Origin of the sequence: Deinococcus marmoris, from assembly GCF_001949125.1 — a bacterium.
Taxonomy (GTDB): domain Bacteria; phylum Deinococcota; class Deinococci; order Deinococcales; family Deinococcaceae; genus Deinococcus; species Deinococcus marmoris_A.
The window spans coordinates 16,034-33,186 of the sequence record NZ_MSTI01000123.1 but is presented as its reverse complement, the minus strand read 5'-3'; the positions used below and the strand labels follow the sequence as shown (position 1 = coordinate 33,186).

Annotated in this window: 16 protein-coding genes and 1 pseudogene; 7 read left to right on the top strand and 10 right to left on the bottom strand. The window is 62.1% G+C overall.

From position 1 onward, the window contains the following. Positions 1 to 289 (bottom strand): annotated as a pseudogene (locus tag BOO71_RS18070) (hypothetical protein); the annotation flags it as partial. A gap of 105 nt (positions 290 to 394) precedes the next feature. On the opposite strand from BOO71_RS18070, the gene BOO71_RS18065 reads away from it, so the two are divergent. Next, positions 395 to 736, top strand: coding sequence for a hypothetical protein (locus BOO71_RS18065; protein ID WP_254843209.1), 342 nt, complete (start codon positions 395 to 397; stop codon positions 734 to 736). A 79-nt stretch (positions 737 to 815) separates the two neighbouring features. Here the strand turns inward: BOO71_RS18065 and BOO71_RS18060 are convergent, their stop codons facing one another. The 5 genes from BOO71_RS18060 to BOO71_RS18040 form a co-directional block, all read right to left on the bottom strand. Next, entirely contained in the window at positions 816 to 1,667 is an 852-nt protein-coding gene (locus BOO71_RS18060) for a hypothetical protein (protein ID WP_075834700.1), read from the bottom strand. Positions 1,668 to 1,679: 12 nt separating this feature from the next. Beyond that, positions 1,680 to 2,174: a tyrosine-type recombinase/integrase gene (locus BOO71_RS18055; protein ID WP_075834698.1), complete on the bottom strand. Its 495-nt coding sequence runs from the start codon at positions 2,172 to 2,174 to the stop codon at positions 1,680 to 1,682. Positions 2,175 to 2,292: 118 nt separating this feature from the next. After that, positions 2,293 to 3,180, bottom strand: a complete 888-nt coding sequence (locus tag BOO71_RS18050; RefSeq protein WP_075834696.1) for an Ig-like domain-containing protein — start codon at positions 3,178 to 3,180, stop codon at positions 2,293 to 2,295. Between the two features lie 549 nt (positions 3,181 to 3,729). Beyond that, the gene (locus BOO71_RS18045; protein ID WP_075834694.1) at positions 3,730 to 4,986 is read right to left on the bottom strand and encodes an acyl-CoA thioesterase/bile acid-CoA:amino acid N-acyltransferase family protein; all 1,257 of its coding nucleotides are present in this window, start codon (positions 4,984 to 4,986) and stop codon (positions 3,730 to 3,732) included. Positions 4,987 to 5,033: 47 nt separating this feature from the next. Then, the gene (locus BOO71_RS18040) at positions 5,034 to 5,807 is read right to left on the bottom strand and encodes a MerR family transcriptional regulator (protein ID WP_075834692.1); all 774 of its coding nucleotides are present in this window, start codon (positions 5,805 to 5,807) and stop codon (positions 5,034 to 5,036) included. A gap of 402 nt (positions 5,808 to 6,209) precedes the next feature. On the opposite strand from BOO71_RS18040, the gene BOO71_RS18035 reads away from it, so the two are divergent. Both BOO71_RS18035 and BOO71_RS18030 read left to right on the top strand, forming a co-directional pair. Then, positions 6,210 to 7,619 (top strand): hypothetical protein, encoded by a 1,410-nt coding sequence (locus tag BOO71_RS18035; protein ID WP_075834690.1) that lies wholly within the window; start codon positions 6,210 to 6,212, stop codon positions 7,617 to 7,619. A 714-nt stretch (positions 7,620 to 8,333) separates the two neighbouring features. Continuing rightward, positions 8,334 to 8,792, top strand: coding sequence for a hypothetical protein (locus tag BOO71_RS18030; protein ID WP_139323020.1), 459 nt, complete (start codon positions 8,334 to 8,336; stop codon positions 8,790 to 8,792). A gap of 11 nt (positions 8,793 to 8,803) precedes the next feature. On the opposite strand, the gene BOO71_RS18025 is transcribed toward BOO71_RS18030, so the two are convergent. From BOO71_RS18025 to BOO71_RS18005, 4 genes are all read right to left on the bottom strand, one after another. After that, the gene (locus BOO71_RS18025) at positions 8,804 to 9,553 is read right to left on the bottom strand and encodes a hypothetical protein (protein ID WP_075834686.1); all 750 of its coding nucleotides are present in this window, start codon (positions 9,551 to 9,553) and stop codon (positions 8,804 to 8,806) included. Positions 9,554 to 9,801: 248 nt separating this feature from the next. Beyond that, the gene (locus tag BOO71_RS18020; RefSeq protein ID WP_075834684.1) at positions 9,802 to 10,707 is read right to left on the bottom strand and encodes a DUF1266 domain-containing protein; all 906 of its coding nucleotides are present in this window, start codon (positions 10,705 to 10,707) and stop codon (positions 9,802 to 9,804) included. A gap of 342 nt (positions 10,708 to 11,049) precedes the next feature. Further along, positions 11,050 to 11,781 (bottom strand): hypothetical protein, encoded by a 732-nt coding sequence (locus BOO71_RS18010; protein WP_075834680.1) that lies wholly within the window; start codon positions 11,779 to 11,781, stop codon positions 11,050 to 11,052. A 273-nt stretch (positions 11,782 to 12,054) separates the two neighbouring features. Then, positions 12,055 to 12,390: a hypothetical protein gene (locus BOO71_RS18005; RefSeq protein WP_075834678.1), complete on the bottom strand. Its 336-nt coding sequence runs from the start codon at positions 12,388 to 12,390 to the stop codon at positions 12,055 to 12,057. A gap of 97 nt (positions 12,391 to 12,487) precedes the next feature. Between BOO71_RS18005 and BOO71_RS18000 the strand changes: the two genes are divergently transcribed. The 4 genes from BOO71_RS18000 to dnaE are packed head-to-tail and all read left to right on the top strand — an operon-like array spanning position 12,488 to position 17,022. Continuing rightward, a complete protein-coding gene (locus tag BOO71_RS18000; RefSeq protein ID WP_075834676.1) occupies positions 12,488 to 13,117 on the top strand; it encodes a LexA family protein in 630 nt (209 codons plus the stop codon). Positions 13,118 to 13,121: 4 nt separating this feature from the next. Beyond that, positions 13,122 to 14,363, top strand: coding sequence for a Y-family DNA polymerase (locus BOO71_RS17995; protein ID WP_075834674.1), 1,242 nt, complete (start codon positions 13,122 to 13,124; stop codon positions 14,361 to 14,363). Further along, positions 14,360 to 14,602 carry a hypothetical protein gene (locus tag BOO71_RS17990; RefSeq protein WP_075834672.1) on the top strand — a complete coding sequence of 81 codons (243 nt, stop codon included), beginning with the start codon at positions 14,360 to 14,362 and terminating at the stop codon, positions 14,600 to 14,602. Before BOO71_RS17995 ends, BOO71_RS17990 begins: the two co-directional genes overlap by 4 nt. Then, positions 14,602 to 17,022, top strand: a complete 2,421-nt coding sequence (dnaE, locus tag BOO71_RS17985) for a DNA polymerase III subunit alpha (RefSeq protein ID WP_139323019.1) — start codon at positions 14,602 to 14,604, stop codon at positions 17,020 to 17,022. Before BOO71_RS17990 ends, dnaE begins: the two co-directional genes overlap by 1 nt. The last annotated feature ends 131 nt before the right edge of the window (positions 17,023 to 17,153 follow it).

Sequence of the window (17,153 nt, the reverse complement as noted above, 5' to 3'; positions counted from 1 at the left end):
CTGCGTCGATCCCAATGATGCTCTCCCTGCCCAGACACTGCTGATCTTGCATCTGCAAGATCAAACTGGTGTTCAACTCCACCCACGGCATTGGTTTCTGGAACCAGGCGCGATGGGTTCGCTCAGATGGCCCGCCATAGCGGGCCAGATTGGTGAAATTCAGTCGTCCAGGAACGACCAGCCACAGCACCAACAGCACCTGAAGATAGGCGGCCTGGGTGGAACGCAGGCTGGTTCCAGGGAGCAGGGCCGCTAGAATCTGGCTGGGGGTCGTCCGTTTTGTTGCCACACATCAACATGGACGATCCCCACCCCATTCGTCAAAAACCTTCCGGAGTACTGTATGAAAGACTTGCACTAAAGTGCATGGCTCATACCCAGCGGTTTCGGAGAGTTGAAGCGTTACGCCGTTCTGAGAGACACCACCCTGGGCTTGCAGGCCGAGAAAGACGCCCTGGGAGTAGAAATTAAAGGGGCCATGCTGAGCGGCGCGCGGCCAGAGTGCGAGCTGTACCGCGCCCGCTTGCAAACCACCCGTACCCCGACGTATCCGGTAGACCGCTTCCGCGAGGTCTACGGGGACGCGGCGACATTTGAGGCAGCCAGGATTGACAACAGGCGGGTCAAGGAGCTGGTCAAGGCCGGGGATCTGGACGGCGCACCACTGGAGAATATCGCCCTGATGACTGACAGCCATGCCCTCTATCTCGTGTCCAAGACCCAGGAGGCGGTTTGAGTCTCTGGTATTTTCTATATGCAACCCAGTTTAAGGCGTTTCGGTGATTGCCTAGACTGAGCATCAATTCGAGCTGCGCTCACCTCTTCGAGGGCAGCGGCAGCGTGTCAGGCGTGACCTTTCCGGGCACGCCTGATTCCCATTCGAGCTTCGCCTGTCCGCCGATCAACTGCTCGGCGTGGTTTCGTCGGTCCTCATTGCTGCTCATCACGGTGGTGACGGGGTTAAAGCCCTTCTTGAGTGACAGCCTGATGGTGTGATCAAGTGTTCCCTCGCCGGGCGTGCCCATATCAGTCTTGCAATTTTGCGTGTACTTGATGGTGGAGTCTCGGTCGGCGTAAATCAGTTTGCCGGTGCTGATCTGGGTGACCAGTTGATTTTTTGAGACTTCGCGTTCTGTCGGTTCAGCTAGGGCCAGCCTCGATTGCTCGCCTGCCGTATCGACCATGACGCCGAACCGCACTGTGGCGAGTTTGACTTCAGGATCGCTGACGCTCAGTTCCGAGGTGGTGCAGTTGCGACGTGGCACGCTCAGATACAGGAAGAAGTCGCTCACCGCTTCGAGCTTTTCCGGGATCTTTCCGGTCAGATCCAGCTCGAAGACCCCGCCGGTCTGCACCGGGGCGCTGGCGAGTCTCTCCGCTCCGGCGAAGGCCTGGATGGTGGTCTTTAGGGCGGGCCAGGGACTGCGCTCGGCGTTGGGCAGGTCCATGTGCAGGCCGTATTCGTCACTCCAGAGCGGATCACGGATGGCGACGGAGGTGGTGTCGTGCAGCACACCGCCCACCTGGGTCACGGGAGCGGCGCTGTCCTGCGCGTCTCTGGGGGTGCAAGCGGTCAGGCACAGTGGACACAGCAGGGCGAGCAGCGGGCGGGCGTTCGGGATCACCTGCTCACTCTGCCGCAACCCGCGCAGACTGAACTGAACCAAATCCAGCCCGCTCTATTTGGAGGGAATCACTCGCAAGGGTTGCGCCACCGCTGCCAGCCCGATCACATCAGGCAAGGCGGCGGCATTGACGCGGGCAGCGCTGGTGTGGGCGTAGATTGTCGTCGTCTGGATGGACTTACGGCCCAGCAACGCCTTGATTTCGTCCAGCGTGCGGCCCGGTTGCGACAGCGCGTTGGCGAGCGAGTGGCGCAGTTTGTGCGGCGAGACTTTGGCCACGTCCAGCCCAGCGCGGCGGGCGGCGCGTCCATCACGGCCCGGATGCTGCGCGCCTGCATCTGCTGGCCGTACCGCTTGCCAGACAGCGGAGACCAGACCCACGCGCTGAGCGGGTTCCCGCGCATCCGGCGCTCTCTGAGCCAGTGCATCAGCGCCGTCCCAGAGCATCAGCGCCGTCTGGGCCGCGGGCGACAGCGGTTCCCGCCTTTCCTTATCGCCGTTGCCGATCACGCGGATCGCGGCGGGCTGGCTCTCCTGATAATCAATCAAGAAAGGCTCATCCTGCGTTCCGGGGAGCTGAGCTTCCCAATACCCGGCAGAATTCACCCACTCCGTTCGGGCAAAAATGAATCACTCTTTTGACAAAGGTTCTAATGCAGACTGCCACTTACTGCATCAGGTAAAAGACAGTCAGGAGGGGCCTTTCACCTTTATTCTCACCTGAATTTAAAGAGACAATGTCGGCGTTGCCGTCTCCATCTGTCGGGCTGGGGAAGCGCAGGCGATATTGTGAGCGGGTGCGCCCCGCGCTCACATCGGCCTGAACGGCGCTGCCCACGGAGAGGGCGTAGTTTGTGATTTTCGACTTCTTCATGGGGTCGGTAATAGAGCTGAGGGCCGCCGTATTAAAGTCAGCGCTCGTCAGGGCAGCTCCGTAGTTGACAGGCTCCATCATCAGCGCGTCCGGTCCGACACTCAGATCTGTGTAGGGCGTTCCTTCAATCAGGGTTTGCTCAACGATCATCATTGCGCTCTCAATGCCTTTGTGTGCGGCGGGAAGGCCGCTCAGGTCAAAGCTGAGAAAACTGCGGTACGCGGCATTGTTCTCACTGGCGTCACCGTCTCCCACCCGGAGTCTGTCACTGGTCGTGTTGACAGCGCCGTCCCCGCGCACCCAGCCGTCCAGTGCCGCCGTACCCCACACATCGTACGCGAGCATCCTAAAAGTCTTGAAACTGCTGCTCTTGAGCGGCAGCGCGTTGCCCGCGACATCCTGAGCAGCGTGGGTCAGTTTGAAGGCATAGATCCTCGCTGCCGCGCTGTCGTAGTAGAGGTCTTGGTTGGGATTGATGGTCAGTACCGTGCCGTCTGTATTCCAGCTAAAAGTCACCGCATCGGCGGGCAGGTCGGTGGACTCATACGCCGCCTGGGTCACCGCCTGATTCATTTTCTCGCTGAAAGTCACCACGATCTTGGTGTTCTTGGAGACGCCTTTGGCTCCGTTGGCAGGTGTGATTGAAACAACCGTGGGGGCGGTGAGGTCCGGGTCAGGCACAGGAGCGGGTGTGCCCCCACCTCCGCAAGAAGCGAGGCACAGGGTGGCCGTGAGGAGGGCGGTCATTTTCAGGATGGCGTGCATGGTGTTCTCCTTGCGGTGGATCTGAGAAATTAGGGGGACAGGGCTGCTGACGCCCTGGGCTGAAATGGTCTGTGGCCTTGCTGAAAGACACCGTACAGAAGGGAGGATGATCAGGCCGTGATCGAACTGGGAGCAGGTTATGATCGGCCACCTGGCTCACGGGCCAGCAGAGCTTCAAAGCTCTGCTGATCAGGGTTGAGATCGCACGCCGAGGCCCGCTCCTGGCCTTGCCCAGAACGAAACTATGATGGTCATTGGGCTTATCGGCCTGCTTGACGCCAGACTGAGGTACATCCAAAACTGAACACCCTCATCATTTTGGTCACGCCACTTCTTAGAAATTGGGCGTGGCCAACGCCTGCTGGCGTCCGGGTCTCAGACTGATACACAGATCGTCCGGCCAGATCACGCCTGGGTTTTTCGCGCGCAAGGTCCAGAGGTGTGCAAACGGGCACCGAACCGTTGTCAAACCCACACCGCGCCCAGTGTTTCCAGTCTCGCCTGCCAGCCCTTGAACTGGAGTTGGGCGTTGGCATCGTCGTCCCCACCCACAGATGTCCACGGCACTGAGCTGTAAGTGGGCAGTCCAGGGAGGCTCAGGGCGTGTCCAGCACGCGGATGCCACAGGTGGTGTACGGGCAGGCCCGCTTGTTGGCGTCGATTCTCGACGAGTCGGCTCAGTTCTGTGGCCTGCCACACCTGATCCTGCTCGCCGCTGACCAGCAACACTGAACCGTCGATGCGCTCCACTGGAATGGTGGCGGACAAGACCTCTTGTGGGGAAGCCGCCGCGACGGCTTCCCGGTGCGCTGGGGTCATGCTGTAAGGGCCAGGACCCGCGAACAGGGCGTTCCAGTCGGTGCGGTAAGCGATATAAGGCAGTGGCTGACCGTCCAGAGACCACGACGACATCGCCTGTCCAGCGGGGAAAGTGCGCGTCCGGTCAATCCCCTCGAACACCAGCCCACCCGGTGAGAAGGCGGCCACCGCCCCAACGGACTCTGGAAAGGTGGCAGCAATCAGGAGTGCGGCTTCTCCACCCTTGGACGCCCCCGTGATCCCGATGCGCTGCCCTGCCACTTCCGGTTGCGCCCGCACAAAGGCAATGGCCTGCTGGAAGTATTCCAGCGGAATGTTGATCAACTGCTCGGGCAGGTCCGTGTCCGGGACGCCGAAGTAGGCGAGGCTCAGGGTCAGGAAGCCCTCGGAAGCCAGCAGCGCGCCTTCCATGTCGTACAGGCCACCTTCCGAACCGCCCAGACGGATGCAGGCTCCCCGCAGGGGCTGATCGATGGGGGGGCGAAACAGGGTCCCCACCAGCCCCTGCTCACGGACTGGGATCTCACGCAGGTCTGGACGGCGCATCAGGCGGCGCGTAGAACCTTGAGCCAACAGCGCACCGTCCAACGTCACGGACACCGTGACGTCATAGCCGCCAGCAGGTGGCTCGAAGTAAGCGGGCGACAGGTTCGGGCGGGGCCGCAGGCTCCACAGCAGGCCGCCGGGATCGGTGTTGTTGTAACTGCCGCCAAGGGGAGCCTGCTCGCTCAGATCCAGAGAACCGTTAGGCGTTGTCATGAATGTTGCTGCCGACTGCCAGCGCTCCCTGTGCTGGTCCACCGTCTGGGCCGTGACCTGAACTTCGCCGGACGGGGGCAGCCCTGAAGCGGTGATCTCGAAAGGAGCGGTGGCCAGGTTGTGTGGGGAAAGTTGAATGGGCATGGGGCACCTCCCCGGCCCGCGTGGGCCGGGTGAATGAAGGCGATGGATTAGTTCAGAAAAAAGCCGAGTTCGGTCCCGTCCGGGGTTCCCAGGGTGTACGACGTTTCAGGCTGGTGGCCTGCTTGACTGGCCGCCAGATACAGTGCGCCAAAGGTGGCACTGAAGGTGTGCCAGGTGCCGGGATGCAGCGCACAGACGACACTCACGGCTGGAAGATGGATGCAACGAATGCGCCCCTGTCCGGTCAGAACGCGGTTCACGGGCAAGCAGACTTCGGTCTGGAGGGGGCCGCTGAAGTATTCCTGGCTGTGGTACAAACCGAAATCGCCTCCTGTGATCTGGACGTCTGTCGCCTGCGCCTGTTCGTGCAGTTGCGCGACGCTGTGAACGTAGGAGGCATGGAAGGTTTCGGCCTCAGCGCTCATCGTCAGGCTCAGGACCTGCTGGGCAGGCCACTGTCGGTACTGCGCGTCCACGGCGGGCAGCGCACGTTGTCCTTCAAGGACGCGGCCCACGTCCAGCAGCATCTGTCGTCGGGCCTCAAACTGTTCGAGCAGCCGCCGCTCGTGACGTTCCAGGATCGCAGTGACCTGAACAGGTGCAGCCACCAAAAGAGCGGAGAGATCACTCAGCGGGAGATCCAGTTTGCGCAGGGCCGCCACCTGTTGACCCAGCGGAATTTGCGTGGGCAAGTAGTAGCGGTAGCCGCTCTCCTGATCCACCTGGGCAGGGAGCAGTACGCCGCTGTCGGCGTAGAACCGCAGCGCCGAGACGCTCAGGCCGACGAGCTGGGCGAACTGGCCGATGGACAGCAGTTTCATGGTCACCTCCACGCCTGAGTGTGGGCTCTCAAGCGGCTTGAGAGTCAAGGCCGTCCAGTTGGGGGACGGGCGGTAGAGGGGGTAAAACACCTGTCGACAGCTCAGCGCGGTGCCTTCCCGGTAAGGCCATTACCAGCAGTCAGGTGCGGCTCATGCCTGTGGCTGTAGAGGGCATCCAGCGGCGGGTGTGTTGACTCTGGTAGGGGAGTCACCCCCGCCCAGCATGCCAGCCTTCGGAACTGGTCCCCGACTCGATCTGAAAGGGTTAACGTTTTCCGCTCAACCTTATAAACAAGACGGCACCCATCCTCCTAAACTCTCCTGACAGCAAAAAGGAAATGGGCAAGCAGACAGGACTGACGTGCAGCCTGCGCTTTTCCTTCGGAGCTGCATGGAGGAAAAATGCAAGCAAAAAACCACCAGTTGCCTGACAGCCATGTTCTTTTGCCAGCCTCTGTCCCCACGCGTCGCCGCTCGACGGGCTGGCTGCTGCTGGCCGCACCCCTGCTGTTTGCCTGCGGTCCAAGTGACACCCTGCTGCCGACAGAAAAGCCGCCCATAGAACAGCCCCCCAAGGAAGAGCCGCCGAAAGAAGAGCCGCCCAAGACGCCTGATCCGCTGCCCGCAGGCACGCTGGACACCACCTTCGGCACGCAGGGCACGGCCAATATTGGCGGCCTCAGCGCCGTCACGGAGCCGGATGGCGGTGTCGTCTATGTCTCGCAGGACACCGATTCCAAAACGTTCACCCTGACCCGGCTGCGCGCGGATGGCACCACCGTCAAAGCCCCAGCCGTGGCGGGTGACCTGCAACTGGCCGACTCGCCGGAAATCGGTCTCCGGTATTCGAAACATCAAATTCTGCTGCGGCAGCAGGACGGCAAAATGGTCCTGGTGGGGCGGCGAGACACCAGCCTGGTGATTCTCCGCTTCAATGTCGATCTCAGCCTGGACAGCGGCTTTGGCAGTGGCGGTCAGGCCATTTTCTCGGTGGCCAGTCACCCGTTCGGCAGCGTGAATTCAGTGGTTCAGCAGGCAGACGGCAAATTGGTCATCGCGGGGTCTGCGGGCAACGGCGGTTCTCTAACCGATGTGGCGCTCGTCCGCCTGCTGCCCAGTGGACAACCAGACACCAGTTTTGCTCTGGGCGGGCTTTCGGTGATTGCCCTTCCCTCTGATGGAACCACTTCGACGCCCACCCGCAATAACAGCGCGGAATCTGTGGTGGTGCAGCCAGCCGGCAAGCTTGTGGTGTTCGTCAGCGGCCAATTTGAGGCAAATGAAGTCCCACGAATCATCCGTTTGAATGCCAATGGAAATCTGGACACGGGGTTCGGAAAGGACGGCGTTGTCTTCACGGGTGCCAATTATCCAAGAATGAACCAGATTGCCCTAGAAGCGGACGGCAGCATTCTCAACGTAGGCGCGGACGGCAGAGTGCTGACCGTGCCTCTGATCTACCGCGTCTCACCTGACGGCAAAACCGTCCAACGCTTTGACTATCCCGATCAATTCGCCAGGCTCCAGAATCCGGGTGATACCGCCGAATTCACGGACCTCAAGGTGCAGGCTGGGGGCAAGATTTATACCAGCGGCTACATCCGGGTCTACGTTTCCCAGGACGGCGGCAAGACCTACAACGAAGACGCGTCGAACTTCCTGGCCCGTCTCAACGCCGATCTGACGCTGGACAAGACGTTCGGCACTGGTGGCATTCTCAGAACCCCGCTTGTCTTCGGGGATAGGCTGCTGGAACAGCCGAACAAGATGCTGATCTACAACACCGCCCAGACCGTTCGCTACTGGCGATGAAATCGGGGTGAGTTGAACGTTCACTGCAATGTTGGCTGCCGTGACCCAGATTGACGGCAGCCAGCAGCGTGCAGGTGTGCAACGTCTGAACTGCCTGTCCATATCAGGGGCTGGACATGACCTGTTAAATTCTGCCCGGAGCGCAGATTTCTCGGGGCATGCCCACTTCACTCCAGGACTGGCAATCGGGCGTCCATACGTATGGCCCAGAGTGAGCTTGACGATCCCCTGCCCCCGCTGATCTGACGTCAGGCTGGGGTATAGCCTGCCCGAGGGAGGGACAGTCAGGCGGACAGGGCAAAAATCTGCTGCCAGCCCAGCTCAACGCCTTCTTGGTCACCCCGTTTACCGGAAGTCAGACCACAGTGATAAATTCGGGTGTCCCTCGGGCAGGCCTTTTGGATCACGCCAATTACTGGAAGACCCCTCGAACGCCGGATGGGCCTCGCCTGGCAAAAGTCGGAAAGACCGGAAGTCAGAAATCACAACGTTCACCAAGCATTCGGTCCAGGCACTCATTCAGCGAGAACAGGTTATGGTGGCCCTGACCTACCTGCGGCGACTGGGCAAGCTGGGCATATGAAGATGTTCCTGACGTCCCGCAGGGCAGCCATTGCCGTCCAATTGCATGATCGTCTTTTCGTCTTTGGAACGTCTGAGAAAGGGAAGTCGTACTGGAAGGCAATGATTCCAGCTCGACTTCTTCCCTGCGGCTTGACCTTCCTGCTCCTCCTGTCCGCCTGCACCCGCCCGGTGCAGGCCCAGGAAGAGCAACGGAACGAGGCATTGGCGTACCGCTACATGGCCCGGTGTGTCCAGTCCATCGAACGACGCCGGGTTCAACCCGGCACCCCACAGCTCCAGCTCCCCAGAGCACTGGATGGACAGAGCTGTGAGGGTCCAGTCCTGGGCAGTTACGCCATAAGCACGACCAGATCTGCTCTCGTAAAAGGCAGTGTCATCCGGCTGGACCCCAGCCGCCTGAGCGACTTCACCCTAGAGGTTGAGACCCTCGATGGCCACACGCTGACGTATAAGGACCGTGGCAAGGTGGCCGCCGCCGCAGAGCAGGCGGGGACCTTCGGCCCTGACAATTCAGGCCAGGTGGTTCCTGTTGATCTGGACGACACCGAGCGCGATCCGAATGGGGCCAGGATTCAGATTAAGCCTTGAATGGTGTTGTCTCAGCGCAACCCCCACGCGTGTTCTACGGCGGCATAACCTTGGGGATCAACTATCTTCAGCTCAATGCGATTGTGCGGTGTTTCTGGCCTGGACGCGAAATACGCCTCTGTCAGGACCGCGAAGTATTCCCGAACGTCCACCACTGCGGGGGAGGCTGCTTCCGCACCATATCTGCCCTGTGTGCGGGCCGCCTTGAAGGCTTTGAGAATGCCGGGATCCTGACGCTTCAACTGGCGGTCATCGTAGCCGTGCGCCAGCTCGTGCAGCAGAACCGAATACTGGCCGTGGGAGCGAATGAACCCGTAAACATCCGAGATCACGATTGCCCCCGCCCGCTGTTTGATTAGTGGCGGACGGTCTGAGCGTTGCTCCTGCCAGTAATACATGGCCAGGGTAGTACTCATGGTCGTTGCATCCAGGTTTGGATCTGGGTCGATCCAGATCCGAATAGGGCGCAGGACCGCTTGCCCAGAGGGAGGCAAAGCGTTCATGGCGGCAGTGAGCTGTTCTTCAAGTCGCCACATGATCCGGTCTTTGAGTTCTGGATCGGCCTCAAGACTGGGGGAGATGAAGGTAGAAAAGCCTGCCAGTTGGACGGCAGTAAAACCTGCCGGGCCTTGACGCGCCACAACGGCTTCCCGGTACCGCCAGCCGATGCCGAGCAGGAGAAGACCGACAGCGGTACAGATGAGCCAGGTCTGCCGTCTGCGTAAGGCTCGTTTTGAGTCTGGGGATGCTGCTGAAACCATCGAATTCTCCAGGGTGATGCGTTCACTTCAGCTACGTGCCCAGCGACACTGGGGTTGCTTAATCACAGTGATGAAGCGGGCTGACCCTCATCGCCCGGATCTGGCAAAGGTCTGAAACTCGTGCAGCTTGGTGCGAGTTTCTTTAGATCTCAATCTGACATCCCGGCCTGACCGTCAAGCTGCTGACCTCAGCGACACCCGCGCTCTTTGGCGGCTTCCCACTCCATACCTCTTCACCAGAGCCAGGGTCAATGCAGGGTGGCCCGCACGCCTTCCGTATCTGCTGGCCGCTGCTGTTCCAGAACCTGGCTCGCCGGAGGCCAGGGGTCCCGCACCCAGGGGCTGTCGGCGTCCTCAAGAAGCCAGCGCACCGTCTGGGCATAGCCCTTGTTTCTGACCCCATCGATGACCCCCCCTGACTTCCAGAACTCCGCTCCTGCCCGGAAACTCTGCCCATAGTGCGCCCAGTCCCGGAATGCCGCGTCCCGCGCCACCTGACGGCACTGTGCCAGTACCCGCCAGCCCTGCGCTTCACTCAGATACCCCAGCGCCACGCCCTGAGCGGCAATGTCCACCGCCCGCGCCAGATCGAAGGCCAGTCCACCTACCTCGCCCACCTCACGTTCCCACTTGCGCACCACGGCGGCCAAGCGCTTGTTGAGGTCACTTGTCCTACCATCCGCCTGCAAGTGCTGACGCACCGCCTGATAGGGGGTGCGGTGGCCGCTGTCCAGCAGCCAGGCCAGACTGGACATCACCGAGGTTTGATCGGTGATCTCCCAACCCTCCACCAGGGACCGACGCAACTCGTCTTCCTTTCCGGCTGGCGGCGTGAACTGGTAGAAGTACTCCAGCGGGCGGCCCGAGGCCGCGTCCTCAAAAATCTGAATCCAGAGCTGAGCGAAGGGAGCGCGCAGGTTCAGCGCAAAGCGCTCGGCTTCACCTAAAGACAGGGCCGCCGTCTCCACCACCTGTTGGCGGTTGGCCACCTGCTCAGCTTCCCGCGCTTCACGCTCGGTTTTCTCTTGGGCCAGTTCCTCGTTGGCCTCCTGAACGCCCTCACGCGCGCCTTCGAGCATCGCCTTGCCGGCCCACCAGACGAAGGCCAGAACGATGCCCACCAGGACGGGAATCACCAGTTGCCACAGGGTCACGCGCGCAGCATACCGTCAGGGCTGGAGAGTGGACGGCAGACTGACCCGGCGGATCCCCTGTGCTGATTCCTTTCCTGAACTGGCAGAGCGCGCCGCTGTTCCCTTCACATCTCGATTGGTTGGGCATGGCGACTCTTGCTGCTCTTGTGTGGAACGTCAAAGGCACCCTACAGGGTGCCTTCCTTGGCCACTTGTTCCCCTTAAAGAATGTGCTGAGAAGCTTTTGCGGCCTTCTGGTCATGGCCCTCAGTGACAGACCCGCTGGTTCCCAGCAGCGCCTCGGAGACGTTCATCTGTCTCCCTACCAGCTGGACTCCAGGTGATGCCATGGCCAATGAGATGCTACTGGAGGCCAGTAAAGCTCAGTCCAGTTTCGCGCACCACTGTCGCGGCCCCCGTCGCCGTATTCAGCGTCAGCACCTGACCACTGCCCGTCAGGGCGTACAGGGCGCTGCCCTGGAACTTCAGGGCAAACAGGTCCGTCTTGCCCGTCCCGCCGATCACTGTGGCTTGGCCTGTGGCCGGATCGATGCGGGCCAGCGAATCGGGAGAAAAGAGGGTGGGCCGGACCGTGCCGTAAAGTTGCCCGGCAGCGTTGAAGGCCAGATCGCCGCTGGAAAGGGTGCCCAGCGGACCGACAACGGTGGCTTGCCCCGTGGTTTTGTTGATTTTGTAGAACTGGCCGCCCGTGGAAGCGCCGTACAGGTTGCCCGCAGCATCGGCGGTCAGCGCGTTGATGTCGCCTGCGCCCAGTGCGCCCACCGTGCTGACCGCGCCATTGCTCAGGCTGATGCGGACCAGATTGCTGAAGGTCACGCCATACAATTCGGTCCCGTCCAGTGCCACGTCAGTCAGAGACTGGCCGCCCTTCAGATCGAACTTTTTCTCGTCCTGACCCGTGCCGCTCAGGACAATGCTGTACAGCGCGTTGCCCGTGACGGCATACGCACGGGCGTCTCCGGGGGGTGGATTGCCGGGGCCGCCATTGTCTTCTTTGGGCGGCGTGGTTCCACCGCCTCCACAGGCGACGAGCAGGGTGGCACTAAGACCAGAGAGCAACAGCAGTTTTTGCATGGGCCATTGTGGCTGACGGCTGAGAGCCACAGAGCAGCGGGGCTTCAGGAAACGTTGATCACGTTTGCCACAGCATCAAGGGCAATTTTGACCTCGTGGTGATGTTGGGCACCGGGGAACCGTCACCGCCCGCCGCTCTCCTCCCTGACATGCCCAGGAGGGCGGCCAAAGCAGCGTGGAGGCTGGGATTTTTAATCCCAGCAGAAGTGAGCAGGAATTTCATCGTTTCCCTCCCTGGAGGGTGGTGGGAAGCCGCAGGATGCGGGCGCTGCGCTACTCCACCACCAGATTCTCGAAGACGCCGTCCAGCACTTCCTGAACGAACGCGCCCGTCACGCCCGCCTTCTCCCCGAACTGTCCGGTCACCCGGATACTGGGAGCCTGCGCCACCCGGAAGATCACTTCCGTTTCCTCGCCGTATTTATCCTGAATCCCTCGCTCCACTTCTGGACGCAGCGCCGCGATGACGCGCTCTGGGTCCGGCCCTGGTTCCTTGATGGGCTGGCCCTTCTCATAGCGAATCTTCTCCGGAAAGACCATGCGAATCTCGATCTGGCGCGTGTATCCCGTGGTTTCTAAGTCGGTCTGATCCTCAATAGGCTCGGTCATCCGTTGTCCACCTCCTCCCTATCTTGACACGAGACAAGGAAATGGTGCAAGCTGTCACCATCTTCTTGATCCTCGTCAAGAATCGAGGTGAGATTGCATGCCCCCAGACCTGACCCGCACCCGCACCGCCATCCTGAACGCCGCCCTCCAGCTCGGGGTGAATGCCACCCTGGGCGCTGTCGCAGCGCAGGTGGGCGTCAGCAAACAGGCGGTCAGCCTGCAGGCAGGCATCCTGCGCAATCTGGGCTATCTGGAGCCGAGTGCGGAGCGGTACGCTCCGCTGATCGCCACGGACCGGGCCAAGGTGGCCCTGGGACACGGCCTGCCCATTTACGGCTCGATTGCGGCTGGTCCACCCGGACTGGCCGAGCAGTCCCCCGACGATTACACGCCCAGCCTGGAAACCCTGCTGGACATGCGAAACGGCGATTTCCTGCTGCGCGTGCGGGGCGAGAGCATGACAGGGGTGGGTGTGCTGGACGGCGACTACGTGATCGTGCGGCCCACCACGGAGGTTCACGACGGGGAGGTGGCGGTGGTGTTGATTCCGGGTGAGGAGGCGGCCACCCTCAAGCGGCTGTACCACTTCCATGATCAGATCGTGCTGATGTCCGAGAATCCGGACATTCCGCGCATGACCTACCCGGCGGAGCAGGTCCAAGTGCAGGGCAAGATGGTGGGCCGGGTAGGGGTGGGCGTACCGCGTGTCAGCGCCCGCTGGTCATAGCCAGATGCCTCTGGCCTGCGTGAATCTTTCACCGTGGCCGTTGACCCTGCTGGCCCGTCAGCATCCCGGTATTCCCGTGGCGGCCTTGAGTGAATCCCGGCGCGTGCTGTATGCCAGCCCGGAGGCTATGGAGGCGGGGGTCCAGCCGGGAATGCGCGATATCGCGGCACTGAGCCGCTGCCCAGAACTGCATGCCGAAGTGATCTCTGCGCCGTCAGCGGTTGCAGCCTGGGCGGAACTGCTCGAAACGCTGTACGCGCGGTATTCGGACCGGGTGGAGGAACGAGTCCCAGGAACCGTCTTTCTGAAGATCAGCGCCCCCGCCGCCCGTGAACTGGCTGCCGCCCTGCATGCCCCTGTCGGCCTGGCCAAAAGCTTGGAAGTCGCGCACCTCGCCGCCCTGCGCGCAAAGCCTGGCGAGGTCCGCGAGGCGGGCTGTGGTGCGGCGGAGAAAGCATTCCTAGCGCTGACTCCTGCTGCCCATCTGGAAGTGATCGGCCTGACCCCGGCGCACATCGAACGGCTGGCTTTTCTGGGAGTGCGCGGCCTCGCGGATCTGATGAAGTGGAGCGCGGCACACTGCGAGGCGTTTCTCGGCGTGGACGTGGGCAAGCGGGTCAACCGCTTTCTCAAAGGCGAACGCACAAAAGCCGTGCAGAAGTATGTGCCAGGACGGGTGATCGAGGCGCGCATGGGCCTGGACTCACCGCTCTACGAACCCAGCGAGGCGGATGTGATTTTCTCGGAGCTGCTCCCCTCAATCCTGGCCGAGCTGCGGGGCCGCGCCGCCGCGTATCTGACGGTGCAGGCCGACACGCTGGGCGGACGGCTCTCCGCCACCCGCAAGCTCAAAGGCTCCCCTGATCCAGCGGGTCTGCTGCGGATCGCTGGACTGGCCCTGAACGACTCAGGCGCACTTCCATTGGGTGTCGAGGCGCTGACTATCCAGCTCTCTGGCATTCAGCAGCCGGGCCGCATGGTGGGCCTGTGGGCGTCTCTGGCTGAGCTAGAGGTGACGAAAGACGTGCTGGACCGCTTTCCCGAAGCGCTGGTCAAGGTGCAATGGCTCGATCCCTACGCCTATGCCACCGACGCCCGATACCAGTGGGTGGACTGGTTGACGGGAATGGTGCGGCCTACAGCCATGACGCCCCGGCAGTCGTGGAAACCCGCATTGACCCGCACGCAGGCGCGTCAGCAGGCCGTGGAGCGGATGGCACTGTTCTTTGAAGCCGTGAAGCCATGAAAGCGGTGCAGCAGACCATCACGGTGAGCCTCACGGCTGCGGGCGAGTTGCAGCGCATGGTCTGGGCGGGCCGCGCCTACCCTGTTCAGGGCGTGCTGGACCAATGGCGGTACGGCGGGCGCTGGTGGCTGGGCGAGGCTCCCCGGACCTGCTATCTGGTTCAGGCGGGCGAGCTAATTGCCGAACTGCATCACGAGGACGGCGGCAAAATCTGGTGGCTGGCCCGGCTGGTGGACTGATGCAACGTCCATTGTCCACGCTGCTGACGTGTCAGAGCTACTTTTCAGAGGGGCGCAGCACCGTCAGCCCCCGGCGACTGGTCAAGCTCGCAACAGCGCGCGGTTACGGCGCGGTGGGCCTGGCCGACTGGTGCAGCGTGGCCGGGGCGGTAGAACTGTGCGAGGCCGCAGGTGAAGCGCAGCTTAAGGCCGTGATCGGCGTGACGCTGCCCGTGCGGTTTCCCGCGCCCCCCAGATCGAAAGAAGCCCACGAGACCTTCCCGCTGGTTCTGCTGGCGAAGGACCGGGAAGGCTACGCGCGGCTTTGTGAACTGATCACCCAGGTTCATCTGAGTCCTTTGGACGGACTGCCGCTGGAGCGCGTGCAGGCAGCGGCCAGTCACGGCGATCATCTGGCCTGCCTCACGGGGGGCCGTGCAGGCTTTCCCACTGTGCTGGGCGAGAGAAGAGAAATTGCGCGAGCAACAGCGTATCTGCGGACCCTGCGCCAATCCTTCCCGTTCGATCTGTACCTCCAGCTTTTTCACGGCGCAGCGCCGAACGAACGGAGAAGATTAGAGTACCTGCGTGGTCTGGCCCGAGACCTGGAATTGCCCACGGTGGCCGCTCCCGAGGTCAACATGGGCGCTCAGGACGAGTACCCGCTGCTCGATGCCCTGACCTGTGCCCGCCTGGGAATCGACGTGCAGGTTCCTCATGCCGAGCGTCCCCGCAACGACGCCCGCCACGTCGGCACGCCGGATGACTGGGGCGCGCTGCTGCCGTTTCCCGACGCCCTGCTCAACGCCCAGCAGCTGGCTGACACTTGCGCCCTGGACCTGCGCCCGAAGCGACTGCACGCCCCGGAGCCGAAGCTCCGGGTGTTCCAGACACCACAGGAGGCGTTGGAGGAGCGCGCATTTGCGGCTCTACCCCTGCGCTACCTGCCCGATGCCAGACCAGCGGCCCAGACCCGTTTACAGCAAGAACTCGCCACAGTAGGAACGCTGGAGATGGCCGGATTCTTTCTCACTGCTGCCGAGGTCACTGACTACTGCCGAGAGCATGGGATTCTCGCGGCTGGGCGGGGATCGGCGGCAGGCAGCGTCCTGTGTTATCTGCTGGGGATCACCCTGTCAGACCCCATTAAACACAATCTGCTGTTTGAGCGTTTCCTCCACACTGGGCGCGCGTCCATGCCGGACGTGGACATCGATATCGCCAGCTCGCGTAGAGATCAGGTGCTGAGCTGGGTGGAGGCACGCTGGGGCGGTGAGGGCACCGGGGAAGCGATGGTGGCCAACAAGATCACCTACCGCCTGCCCAGCGCCGTGCAGGATCTGGGCCGCGCCCTGGGCCTGCCACCAGAGTTGCGGGACCGTCTCTCACGCGCCCTGGGCCGCGATTACCGCCACAGCCGCCCCCACCGGGCCAGGGAAGCAGTCGTGGTGTTCGCAGAGGTGCTGGGCGAGGCCCCTGTCAAAGAGGCTTTGCTTTCCTTGCTGGAAAAGATTGAGCCAGGCTTTGTGCGTCACTTGGCCCCCCACTCCGGCGGCGTGGTGTTGAGCGCCAGTCCGCTCACCCATTACTCGCCCCTGACCCGTTCCAGCGGTGGTATCCGCATGCTGACCTTTGATAAGGACGACGTGGAGAAGCTGGGCCTGATCAAACTGGACCTGCTGGGCTTACGGATGCTGGCCGCCCTGGAGCGGGCACGCGAAGAAGTGATGCGCCTGACGGGCCAGTGGGTGGAGTACGGCGATCTGCCCGACGATCCTGCCGTGTGGGAGCGAATCGCCAGTGGGGACACACTCGCCATCTTCCAGATCGAGAGTCCGGCCCAGGTGCAGATGACGGCCCGCTTGCAGCCGAAAAACATGACCCAGCTCGCCCATCAGATCGCGCTGGTGCGCCCCGGCCCAATTCAATCTGGCACCGTTCACCCGTATGTCCGGCGGGCCAGGGGAGAGGAGGCCGTGCCAGACCTGCCCGAACCCCTGCGGACGATCCTCGCACCGACGCACGGCACGCTGATGTTTCAGGAGCAGATTTTAAGAATCGCCGTCCACTACGCCGGGTATTCCTGGCCGGACGCGGACCGATTTCGGTCCAGACTAAGTAAGACCGAAGACGCCGCCGAATTGGACGAATTGAAGAACAGCTTCACTGCGGGTGCCGCCCTGACCACCGGGGCGTTTCCCTGGGAAGCTGAGGAAATGTTCGCCACCTGTGCCGCCTTCCGAGGCTACGGTTTCGCCGAATCACACGCGCACGCCTTCGCACAGCACGCCTATTCCAGCGCCTGGATGCGCCAGCACCATCCAGCGGCGTACCTCGCGGCCTTCCTGACCGAAGCGCCGGGATTGTGGCCCCCCGCTACCGTCAGTCATGAAGCCCGGCGCTGGGGGGTCTCATACGGATTCCGCTTAATTACCGTATAGAGGCCACCAGTGGAACAGGATGTGCTGGGTGAAGAGATCGGGTTGTCGGCGGCACTGTGGCGAACAATGATGGTTGAATAGAATTTAGCGATGCTCCAGTCTGCGCTTTTTATTCGGAGTCCGTATCATTG